The following is an 11848-nucleotide window of genomic DNA, read 5'->3' on the forward strand; positions in this document are numbered from 1 at the left end:
ACAACGCTATAAGAGCTATTTCCGCGCTATACTAAAGGAGAATGAATCAGGGGTTAGCACTCGAGATATTACTGGCGGGCGAAAGCGCGCTCCTTACGGGTCCAGCGGGAACCGGTAAGACGTATGTGCTCAACCAATTTATCCGTCTCAGTAAGTATGAGGGCAAGCATGTCAGCGTAACTGCTACCACCGGCCTCGCGGCGACCCACCTGGGGGGAACAACGATACATACCTGGTCGGGGATCGGTATCAACGATAGTCTACCGGATGGTTTTGTCGATCATATTAGTAAGGGTCGACGAGATATTATAGAAAAAACAGACATCCTCATTATCGACGAGGTATCAATGCTGCATGATTACCGGCTTGATATGGTTGATGAGGTCTGTCGGATAGTGCGCAAACAGCCAGATACCCCATTTGGTGGCATACAGCTTATTATGAGTGGCGATTTCTTTCAATTACCCCCCATTAATCGAGAGGGAAGTAGGACGGGTGGTTTCGTTGTTGAAAGTCACGCATGGCGTGATCTTGATCCTATTATTTTGTACCTCGATGATCAGTATCGACAAGATGAAAATGATGATCTGTATGATATCCTCACTCACCTCAGGGCGGGTGATCTTCGCCGCCGACACGCCGAGTTGCTGCTTGCGCGTGCTGACGAAACACCGCCGCCCACATCTTCGCTGACAGAGCTGCATACAATCAATGTTGATGTTGATCGTATCAATAACCAACAGCTTGAACGGCTGCCTGGGGATGAAGTGGCCTACGACCAGCACACTACGGGTTCTGTTAGCTATGTCGAAAGCCTTCAGCGAAGTGTGCTGGCGCCAGCCACACTGACGCTTAAAAAAGGTGCATTAGTTATGGCAGTAAAAAATGATACTAACCGTCGCTATGCAAACGGTAGTATCGGCACCGTTGTGGCGTTCGAAAATGGCAGTGATTATCCCGTCGTTGAGTTTCATAGTGGACGCACAGTAACGATGATGCCTGATACTTGGGAGTTGCGAGATGGTGATAAAAAACGGGCCAGCATCAGCCAAATACCCCTCAGACTAGCATGGGCGATCACCGTTCACAAAAGCCAGGGTATGACGCTTGATATCGCTCGTATTGACCTCACTAAAGCGTTTGTACCCGGTATGGGATATGTCGCACTCAGCCGAGTAAAAAAGTTATCCAATCTCTATCTTACCGGGATTAATCGTATGGCGCTGCAAGTGAGTGAGCAAGCTCAGGAGATTGATAGCCAACTTCGACGTCAAAGTGTGGCCGCGGCAAAGAGATTTAGTCATCTGCATCAGAAAGCAGTAAAGAGGAAAGATGAAGGAGTAGGTCCGAAAAAGAAAAAGCAACCATCGGGTAGTTGGGCGCAAAAGATAGCTGTCATGCGCGAAACGTACCCACAGGCGTATATGCTGTGGACTGAGGCCGACGATGCTACGCTTAAGACAGATTTCTTAGGAGGTGCGGATATAATGATGTTGAGCAAAAAACTTGGACGGCACGAGGGAAGTATTAGGATGCGTCTGCAGAAGCACTTTGGTGAAGATATGGTTGCCTAGGGAAGCGCCCCATCAGCCACTCGGGCGATGAGACGCTTCCGTAGAGTGGGTGATGGGGCGGGCGGATTGTGCAGCGGGCTAGGCCGTGAGTGATGCCTCACAGGGCCAGGCCCGCATGCATGTGGTGCAGACGGCGCGCATCTGGCGCTGTCGCCAAGCCGGCATTTTTTTGACGAACTCCATGTGGAGCTGGCTGTTGAGCATGACGCCCAGTTGCGCCAGTAAACCGAGCTGACACCAGTAGATGGGCTCGTGTGCCGCTGCAGCCTTTGCAGATCGAGACACTCCTAGATCACCTCCTTAGGTGGTATCTGAGTGAATATGGTTTTTCGAACTACCGTGCAGTCAGTATGCCACCAGATACTAGTGTACGCAAGCATAGCCGCAATAAAATAATTACTCGTAGCAAAAAAGATAGTACACTAGAATCTATGACTACTTCACTAACTACAGTACAAACGACCGATATTTTCCTGTGGGCGAATCAAGCAGATAGAGACAAAGATCAGCTAGAGATTGACCTATTTCTCTTTACAAAGGGCTACACGGTGTATGCGACTAACTACGCAAAGGAACTCAAGGCGCAGCTCAAGGTGTTATTTCTCTATGACATGATCAGCACAGTCCAGACTGGGGCAGCAACGGGTATGATAGTGCGTGACTTTGAAGCGGCGGCCTCAGAGGAAAATGTACTGGAGCGTACGACACTCGACAAAGTTGAACACGCTCAAGAAGTGATCGAGCAAATCATGTATGGTGAAGAAGGGCTTGAAGTATTTCGCGAGGGCGACCACGAGTTCAAAAAGGTTAAGGGCATTGTTGCACGGTTTCAGATGAAGGGAAAGAGCCCATTTTTTGTAGTCAAGTTGCTTCCGCAGTCACAGGTACTAAAGGGAGCTACGGCATGGATGTACAACGGCGACTCGTTCCAGCCGTTTAGTGCCGATGCTGGGCTACGTATTACCCCCGACAATCAAGTGCTCATCGCGGACCAAGATATTTTTGCGTTTAGTGAGGTTAAGTTTGTGCGACTGTTTGGCTATGATGCCAAGAAGTTTGCGGTAGCAGAGGAGAAGATCAAGGAAATCGAAGCGCATTTCAAGCTGAAGTTCCCTGATGGGATGACGTTTGACGCGCTGGTGCGAGATACTCCCAGTCTAGTGACAAAACTTCAAAAAGTTGATCCGACAAGTGTCACGCAAGACCAAATCATCACTCATGCTGAAGAAATGGATCTGGAACTAATGACTGATGATGCAGTCGGTGCGATTATTATCATGGATGCGAAGGATGCCGCCAAGTTTGTCAACCTCCTCAACGATGATTATGTGACCAGTGATATGACGGGTATCAAATACGAGCTCAAGGCAAAAAAAGAGCTCCATGCCAGCGCTCCAGTTGAACAGTAGTATAATAAGAATATATGGCGAGGCAACAACCAATACGCTTTCCGGCCGATTTTTTGTGGGGTGCCGTTGTGAGTGCGCACCAAACAGAGGGCGGAAATCACAACCAATGGTCGGTGTGGGAACTTGAGAATGCTCGCTCGCTTGCCGCACAAGCCTCGTATCAATACGGGGATCTAGAACATTGGCACTCAATTGAGCGTCAAGCAAAATCGCCGGACAACTACGTTTCCGCTAAAGCAGTCGATCACTATCATCAATACCAGCATGATTTTGATTTAGTGAAGCGACTGCATATGAATGCGCTTCGATTTAGCGTCGAGTGGTCTCGGTTGCAGCCAGAAAAAGACGCCTGGAATGTTGACGAGATGCAGCACTATAAGGAGTATGTCGCCGCGCTGAAACAGCGAGGCCTGGAACCAATCGTGACGCTATTTCACATCACGTTACCCGTTTGGTTTGTAGAGATGGGTGGGTTTGAGAAGCGCCGCAATGTACGGTATTTTGTTGATTTCGCAGAAAAAGTAATTAGCGAACTTGGTCCGGCGATCCAATTTGTCATCACTATGCACGAACCCGATGAATATGTGAGACAAAGTTACTTAATCGGTCGATGGCCGCCTCAGGACCAGAGTCGGTCACGAGCATTCAGGGTGCTCAATAATCTGGCGCTCGCACACAATAGGGTGGCCGAGCTGCTGCATGCCCAAAGCGGGCGCTATAAAGTATCAGTTGCAAAAAATAGCGCCTACATCTACCCCGGAGATGACGCATGGTTGACGGTGAGGGCGTCGGCAGCAATCCAATATATTCATGATGACTATTTTCTGCAAAAAGTGATGAAAACCTGCGACTTTATAGGAGTCAACTACCACGGTAGTCAGCGCATCTACGGCTATCGGGTTCACAACGATAACAAAGAGATAAGTGATCTTGGAAATGACCTACATCCAGATCATCTGGCACATGCCCTTGAGCGCCTAAGTGAGCGCTACAAAAAACCAATTCTTGTCACTGAGAGCGGCATAGCAGATGCAACTGACCGGCGTCGCAAATGGTGGTTGATGCAGTCAATCATTGCGATGCAGCAGGCGCTTTCAAGTGGTGTTGAACTTATCGGTTATCTGCATGGGGGGCTACTTGATTCATTTGAATGGGATAAGGGCTTTTGGCCCCGCTATGGTCTTTATGAAGTGGATAGGAAAAGTATGAAGCGTTCCGCGCGACCTTCTGCGGCATGGTTGTCAAAAGTAATCAAATCACTAAGAGGTATATAACGATGAACGAGCCATTCGCAAAACAGGAAGCAAAGGTGACAGTTATTGGTGGCGGTACAGGTAGTTTTACGTTACTCTCTGCGCTCAAGGAGCACACTTCCCAAATCGCCGCCATTGTAAACATGGTGGACGATGGTGGTAGTACCGGAGTGCTAAGAGATGAATTAGGCGTGCTTCCGCCGGGTGATGTGAGGCAGTGTCTTGTTGCTCTGAGCGATTCACCCAAAATACGCGACTTATTTAGCTATCGATTTGATAGCGGAACGTTCGCGGGACATTCTTTTGGTAACATATTTTTGACAGCGCTCGAGAAAAGCACGGGCAATTTCGCCGAAGCTGTTGAGACAGCGGGTGAGATACTGCGAGTTAATGGGACAGTTATCCCCGCGACGCTAGATGACGTACGACTTGTCATGAGTTGGCCGGGATCATCAGTACGTCTCCATGGCGAACGGGTAATTGATGCTGACCACTTTAAGAGGGACCCACGAAAAGCTTTGCTGAGTCTTGAGCCAACGCCTTCGGTAAACCCGATAGCGATAAAGGCTATTGAGCAGGCGGACTTGGTCGTTATTGCGCCGGGCGATATCTATACTTCACTTGGACCACTGTTGGCAATAAAGGGGATCGGGGATGCTCTTCGCCAAACAGATGCGGTGGTAGTGTATGTTTGTAATCTTGTGACGAAAGATGGTCAGACAAATGACTTTACTGTTTCTGATCACGCGGGAGAGATTGAACGACTAGGTGGTGGTGACATTCTGGATATCGTGCTCTATAACAGCCAGGTTCCGTCGGCGCGGCTCCTGAAGCGCTATGAAGCCGAGAATGATTATCTGGTAAAGATCGACAAGAAAGTGCTTGATTCTCAGCATTACCATGCCGTTGGTGGACATTTCTTGGGTCAGATTATTAGCTACGATCCAAAGGAACAAATGATACCAGTCACCCGGTCTTTTATACGGCATAATCCGGTCGCTGTAGCGAGTGCACTCATGACGTTCATTGAAAAGAAGAAGATCTCTTCATAACCTAAGTCTCAAAACCCCCTCTTCCGGACAATCGGCCCGCCGCTAACTGATTAGCCTTCGCCTTGGCGGGCCTTGGCCCATCAGGGCCAACTGTCTTTCGGGGGAGGGGTTTGAGATTTGGGTAGCTTCTCGTACTAACTCAAAACCTTTGCAACATCCATCGGCCGTCTGCACTGGATACCTAAATGGTAGCGCTTTGTATTGTAGAAGTCCAGGTACGCCGTCAGGCGTGCCTGGATAGTGTCTTCATTCGGCCATCTTCCGAGGCACTCATCTTGCAATGTGCGGTTAAACCGCTCAATGTGGGCGTTGTCGTTCTTGCGGCCGAGACGGATGCGCCGTTGCTCAATACCGTGTGTATTCAGATAGGCTTCACAAGCATTGCCGAACTCCTGCCCATTGTCCGTCTGGACGAGCTGCACCTTAAACGGCGCAGCCTTAAGAGCAGAGAGAACAAACTCATTTGTTCTCTCTGGAGATATCCTCGGGCTATATGCCGCATATGCCCAGCGGCTCTTTAGATCGATGAGAGTATAGACATAGTAGGCTTGTTTTGTCTTCCAGTCTTTGAAATGGATGGTATCCATTTCAAGGAAGCTGCCGGGGGCTTCTACGCGGGGGCGAGGAGTGCGCCTGTGGTATACTTTGCCCTTGCGGCCATAGAGTGAGGAGACTTGCTTGTGGCGCGCGAGAATGCGGCCCACACTTGCGAGACTAATGTAGACCCCCTCGCGCTGCAATACACGCCAGATGACTTCAGCGCAGCGCTTTAGTTCCCAACGAAGCTCAAGCACACGCCGAACTACCGCTTCAGTGAGTTGTTTGGGGTGAGAATGAGGACGCGAAGAGCGGGTGCGAAGCAATTTCACGCGGTTGGCGGCCTCGGGACGCTGGCACCATCGCCAGATTGTAGAGCGATGGACACCAATGTGTCGAGATACTTTCGCCATACTCCACCCCTCGAAAAGCACCAAGTTCACGGCGTTCCGCCGTGTCCTTGGAAGATAAATGTTGCTAGAATAGGCCATACAGGCCTCCTTTCTTGGTTTAGTTTGCACTTACCAGTATACGGAGGTCTGTTTTTGTTGCGAAGGTAGTGAGGGATTACGGAAATATTGACTTTATTGAAATAATATGATAATATAATTATGTTATGAAACAACATCAACACACTTCCTTAACAAAACAAGTAATTGCGACAAGCGACCCTCTATACGGAGATTTTAGGACGGCGACGCTCATCGTGTCTCTCCTGGTCAACCTCACCTTGTTTGTGGGTTGGTTGGCAATCCGTCTTCAGAGCTAGTATGCTTATTTGATGCAAAAAGGGAACGTCAAAATCACTACACGTTCGACATTCGTATCGAGATGTTCTCCTCTGATATTTTATTGACTTATCCACAAAACTGTGGATAAACATAACCATCAACTGACAAAATGTCAAAAAATATACTTGCTTGTGGGTAGGAGTGGGTTGTATGATGAGTCTAGTGGAAAAGCGGGGTAACACCCGGACACATAAACACCACAACAAAAACACACATTAATATCTGCCGTTTTAATCGCTTCGAGAGGGGCTAACTACGAAGAAACGCTATGGATTATTTCGAACGCAAGCTTGATGACAAGCGTCGGTTGACAATTCCGACGGAGCTTCGTGCGGAATTTGCCAGCGGTGTCGTGCTTACTCGCGGATTTGGCGACTACCTTCATCTCTACCCACAACTTGTGTGGGACAGGGAAGTTGAACCAGCCTTGGCTGGCGACAACATCTTTGATGAAGAGCTCGCTGACCTGAACGTGCGGTTTCGACGCGGTAAAATCAGCCAAGCACTCGACCAAAAACAGGGGCGCGTGGTAATCGAGCAGCATTTACTCGACTACGCAAGCATCTCTCGCGACTTGGTAGCAGTGCGTGTCGGGTCGTACTGGCGACTGGGATCACCCGACAAATTGATGTAGTTTATCATCTGATAGTGTACCGTTCCTTAACAAATAAAATCTGTAAAACGATATCCTCGAGATCGACCTATCTGGTAGTGAGTCAGTGGATGGTTGGCCCACATGAAAAATTGCCAAACGTACCTTCCTCTAACACAACACCTCCCAAAAACTCCACCTCACACATAAGTCTCTCACTGCGCATAAATAGGGTATGAGTCCCACTGGGATCCCCTCGGCTTGCGCTGACTCACTTATACACAAAAACAAACACACCATGCGAAAACAAACATGGCTCATTATCAGTTAGGTGATCTCGAACGGTTCTACGCTGCCACCCTGTGGTATAGTAGGGTCGTATGAGTATCAAAGAACATCCACCACTTCATGTTCCAGTATTGCTCAACGATGTCTTGGCGCAACTGCAGCCCCAATCAGGCGAGAATTATCTCGATCTGACGGCGGGGTACGGCGGTCACGCACGGGCCATCCTTGAACGTACTGCAAACTATGCAGACTCTTGTCTTGTTGATAGAGACGAATATGCTCACGGGCATCTCGGCGATATAGCGAGCAAAGGAGCGACGCTCATGCGTGACGATTTCGTGTCAGCTGCCAAACAGCTGGTGCGCAACGGTCAGCAGTTTAGTTTGATTCTACTTGATCTGGGGGTGTCGTCACCACAGCTCGATAATGCCGAGCGAGGATTTTCTTTTACAAAGAGCGGTCCACTCGATATGAGGATGGATCGACGAAATGATATGACCGCACGAGATTTGGTCAATACATTGCGTCGAGATGACATCGTCAAACTCTTGATGGAGTACGGTGAAGAGCCGAAAAGAGTTGCACAGCGATACGCTACGGCGATCGTGAACGCTCGACCGCTAAATACAACAGAAGAGCTCGCAGAAGCGATCAAGCACGCTCATGTCGGTAAGTGGCAAAAAACCCACCCAGCGACACGCACCTTTCAGGCCTTTCGCATTGCGATTAACGACGAGATCCGCCAGGTGAGTGAAGTGATGCCGCTAGTCCCAAAACTCCTCAAAAAGGGAGGTAGGGTAGCAATCATCAGCTTTCACAGCCTGGAGGACCGAGTCGTGAAACGGTATTTGCAGGAACAAGAGCGCGCTGGCTACGAAGCCCAGCTGCACCTCGTTACAAAAAAAGCCATCGCAGGCGATACCAACGATGTTCACAACCCGCGATCACGTAGCGCAAAGCTGCGCGTCGCAGTGAAACCATAAAAACAAACAGAAAGGGGGGAACCAGGCTATGCCAGTTCACATCCCGGTACAATATCAGGATCAAGAAGCTCAGGTTGACGTTCGCGTCAAATAAAACCCTATTTGGATACGAGCTCATTATCCACCACTTATGAAGGGTCTGCCCGAACACTTATGCGAGTGAACGGGCAGCTACCCCTCAGGTAGACAAACAAAACAAATATAATCCCAAAAATTATTCACCACCATGTCATATACACGCACCGTACAATTTAATAGCAGGCGCCAAAGTAACTGGGGACGCAACCAAAATACTGTTGCTTTTGCCTCTGCTGTAAAACTTGGTCCTGTCACTCACACTGTTTTGATTGCTCTGATGATCACAGTGCTTGGCCTAATCTATCTAACGCAAGCGACTCGAGCGTCAGGCTACGATTATGCCGTCAGCGCTGTTGAAGATAAGATAGCGACGCTCGCTGACCAAAAGAAAGACCTTGAAGTTGACAATGCACGACTCACAGCCCTCAAAGAAGTGCAAAATAGTAGCGTTGCAAAAGCGATGACTACTCCAACTGATATACAACATGTAAGTCAGTAGCCTATGCCATTTTCTTTCCCTATCACAAAAAGTCGAACCTCGATCCTGTCTGCCATCGTACTTGGGTTGATGGCACTTTTTGTGATACGACTCTTTTATATTCAGGTCATCAGACACGACTATTATGTCGAACAGGCAGCGGGTGAACAAATAAAGCAATTTACGTTGCATGCCAAACGAGGTGAGATATATACGCTTGATAACGGTTCGCCAACGAAACTCGTTATGAATGAGACGGTGTATACAGTGTGGGCTGACCCGACAAAAGTGGAGGATCGTGCAAAAGTTGTTGATTCACTCAACCGCATTGCTGGCGGTACTGTCCGAAAAGATTTTGCTCAATACCTTGCTCGTACCACAACACGTTATCAGGTTTTGGCGACGAAAGTGACACGAAAACAGGCAGAACTTTTGAAAAAAGAGAATCTTGCCGGGATCGGCTTTGATGCCGTCTCGCAGCGAGTTTACCCTGAGGGCCAGTTGGCAAGTCAAGTCGTGGGATATGTTGATGCCGATGGTGATGGCAAGTACGGAATAGAACAAGCAAATGACACGACACTCAAAGGAAAAAACGGCTTACTCAAGACCGTGACAGATGTACGCTCTGTGCCGCTGACCATTGGCGATGCAAATGTCAATGTGCCGGCAAAAGATGGTGATAATCTCGTGTTGACAATCGATAGAAATGTCCAAGCCGAGACGGAAAAAGCCCTGGCTGATGGTCTCAAACGAACAGGTGCCACCAATGCGAGTGCAATCGTGATGGATCCTCGCAGTGGGCGAGTGCTTGCAATGGCAAGTTTACCGACCTATGACCCTTCTCAGCTTGATACGGTAACAGACATCTCGACACTCAACAACAATACTATCAGCAACCCCTATGAGCCGGGTTCTGACATAAAAATTTTTACGGTTGCAACCGGTATCGACAAGGCAGTTATTACCCCCGAATCGACCTATAACAACACTGATTATATTACTGTTGACGACAGTGTCATCACCAATGCGAGTAAGGGTCAAACAGGGACCATCACCATGCAACACGCGCTGAACTGGTCGCTTAATACTGGAACAGTAACAATCGCTCAACGTCTTGGTGATGGAAACAATATCAACTATCAAGCACGCAGGGCAATGTATGATTATTTTTATGGACGCTTCAGGATGGGGCAGACTACTGGTATCGAGTTAGCTAACGAACAGGCGGGAACGATCATCCCACCAGACGACGCACAGGGTAATGCTGTAAGATACTCAAATATGTCATTTGGGCAGGGAATGGATGTCACGATGCTACAGGTTGCTAGCGGGTTCTGTGCCGTGATCAATGGAGGCACCTACTACACACCGTCGATCATCGCCGGCAAAGTTGACGCCAATGGTTCGTATATCCCGGCAGCTCCAAAGTCCCGCTACGGCGGTGTCATCACTCCTGCATCGTCTGATACGATGAGGGATATGGTATATAAGGCGCGACAAGCGTTTTATGCCGGTCATGACAAACAGGGATTTTATATTGGTGGCAAAACCGGTACTTCTCAGACAATCGAGAATGGAAAGTACGTATTCAATCAGACAATTGGCACCTATCTCGGCTTTGGTGGAGAGAAGGGTGAAGTTCCCAGGTACGTAATCATGGTAGAGGTATCAGGAAAAGGCATGAACTTGTCTGGTGGCACGCATGCACTACCAATTTTTACCGATATTTCAAACTGGATGATTGACTACTTGAAGCTACAGCCGAAAGGATAGATAATAGAGAGATGACCGCACCACTATTTACCCACGAAATGAACGACACGCTCATGCTGAGTATTGGAGCATTTCTGCTCGCTATGACGCTGACGCCGATCTATACCTATTTTGCTTACCGCTATAAGTTCTGGAAACAGCAGCGCACGACCAGTGCGACGGGTGAATTGCTCCAAGTCTTTACGAAGCTCCACGCAAAGAAGTTTACACGCATCATACCGACAATGGCGGGTATCGTTGGCGTGGTAACAATCACCGTTATCACGTATTTTTTCAATTTTAATCGTGCCGAAACCTGGCTACCACTTGCTGCGCTTGTCGGCGGTGGGGCAGTGGGGCTGCTGGACGATATTATCAATATTCGCGGTCAGGGCAGCGGTGTGGCCGGATTGCGTTCGAGCATTAAGTTTGCGATGATCACGCTCGTCGCAGTCGTCTTGGGTTGGTATTTTTATAGTCGGCTCGGCTATACGACAGTACATATACCATATATTGGAGATTGGTTCCTGGGTATATGGATTGTGCCGTTGTTTGTATTTGCGGTAGTGGCGGCCGGAAATGCGGTTAATATCAGTGACGGGCTCGATGGCCTGGCCGGGGGGTTGCTGACGACGAGCTTTACGGTGTTTGGTATGATCGCACTGTTGCAAGGGCACTACCACATCGCCGGCTTTTGTTTTACGGTAACGGGCGCGCTTCTAAGCTACCTATGGTTTAATATTTATCCGGCGCGGTTTTTTATGGGAGATGTCGGGAGTTTTGCCTATGGTGCCTCGCTCGGGGTTATCGCCATGTTGACAAACACGCTCTTTTTGCTGCCAATCATCGGTGCAGTATTTGTGATCGAGGCTGGCTCAAGCTTGGTGCAAATTGTTAGCAAGCGATTGTTCGGACGGAAACTATTTATTTCTGCACCGATCCATCATCACCTGGAAGCGATTGGTTGGCCCGAAGTGAAAGTAACGATGCGATTTTGGGTAATCAGCTGCACGATGGGACTCATCGGGTTGCTTATGGCGATGACGGGGGGACATATCTAG

General features: G+C 48.8%; 11 protein-coding genes. 10 read left to right on the forward strand and 1 reads right to left on the reverse strand.

Annotated elements, in window-relative coordinates; genetic code table 11:
* Window positions 1-41: 41 nt before the first annotated feature.
* From L336_RS04115 to L336_RS04130, 4 genes are all read left to right on the forward strand, one after another.
* Window positions 42-1574, forward strand: a complete 1533-nt coding sequence (locus tag L336_RS04115) for an ATP-dependent DNA helicase (RefSeq protein ID WP_015641955.1) — start codon at window positions 42-44, stop codon at window positions 1572-1574.
* Window positions 1575-2005: 431 nt separating this feature from the next.
* Window positions 2006-2983 (forward strand): Kiwa anti-phage protein KwaB-like domain-containing protein, encoded by a 978-nt coding sequence (locus L336_RS04120; RefSeq protein ID WP_160142768.1) that lies wholly within the window; start codon window positions 2006-2008, stop codon window positions 2981-2983.
* Window positions 2984-2997: 14 nt separating this feature from the next.
* The gene (locus L336_RS04125; protein WP_015641957.1) at window positions 2998-4257 is read left to right on the forward strand and encodes a glycoside hydrolase family 1 protein; all 1260 of its coding nucleotides are present in this window, start codon (window positions 2998-3000) and stop codon (window positions 4255-4257) included.
* A gap of 2 nt (window positions 4258-4259) precedes the next feature.
* Window positions 4260-5288 carry a gluconeogenesis factor YvcK family protein gene (locus tag L336_RS04130; protein WP_015641958.1) on the forward strand — a complete coding sequence of 343 codons (1029 nt, stop codon included), beginning with the start codon at window positions 4260-4262 and terminating at the stop codon, window positions 5286-5288.
* Window positions 5289-5422: 134 nt separating this feature from the next.
* On the opposite strand, the gene L336_RS04135 is transcribed toward L336_RS04130, so the two are convergent.
* Window positions 5423-6316: a DDE-type integrase/transposase/recombinase gene (locus L336_RS04135; protein WP_015641959.1), complete on the reverse strand. Its 894-nt coding sequence runs from the start codon at window positions 6314-6316 to the stop codon at window positions 5423-5425.
* 125 nt (window positions 6317-6441) lie between these two features.
* Here L336_RS04135 and L336_RS05940 point away from each other — a divergent pair, with 125 nt between their 5' ends.
* The 6 genes from L336_RS05940 (at window position 6442) to mraY (ending at window position 11848) form a co-directional block, all read left to right on the forward strand.
* Entirely contained in the window at window positions 6442-6594 is a 153-nt protein-coding gene (locus L336_RS05940) for a hypothetical protein (protein WP_160142770.1), read from the forward strand.
* Window positions 6595-6884: 290 nt separating this feature from the next.
* Window positions 6885-7250: a division/cell wall cluster transcriptional repressor MraZ gene (locus L336_RS04140; protein WP_015641960.1), complete on the forward strand. Its 366-nt coding sequence runs from the start codon at window positions 6885-6887 to the stop codon at window positions 7248-7250.
* A 338-nt stretch (window positions 7251-7588) separates the two neighbouring features.
* Window positions 7589-8479: a 16S rRNA (cytosine(1402)-N(4))-methyltransferase RsmH gene (gene rsmH, locus L336_RS04145; protein ID WP_015641961.1), complete on the forward strand. Its 891-nt coding sequence runs from the start codon at window positions 7589-7591 to the stop codon at window positions 8477-8479.
* Between the two features lie 226 nt (window positions 8480-8705).
* Entirely contained in the window at window positions 8706-9056 is a 351-nt protein-coding gene (locus tag L336_RS04150) for a hypothetical protein (RefSeq protein ID WP_015641962.1), read from the forward strand.
* A gap of 3 nt (window positions 9057-9059) precedes the next feature.
* On the forward strand, window positions 9060-10808 hold the full coding sequence (locus L336_RS04155) for a peptidoglycan D,D-transpeptidase FtsI family protein (protein WP_015641963.1): 1749 nt from the start codon (window positions 9060-9062) through the stop codon (window positions 10806-10808).
* An 11-nt stretch (window positions 10809-10819) separates the two neighbouring features.
* Entirely contained in the window at window positions 10820-11848 is a 1029-nt protein-coding gene (gene mraY, locus L336_RS04160) for a phospho-N-acetylmuramoyl-pentapeptide-transferase (RefSeq protein WP_015641964.1), read from the forward strand.

The organism is Candidatus Saccharimonas aalborgensis, assembly GCF_000392435.1.
Classification (GTDB): Bacteria; Patescibacteriota; Saccharimonadia; order Saccharimonadales; family Saccharimonadaceae; genus Saccharimonas; species Saccharimonas aalborgensis.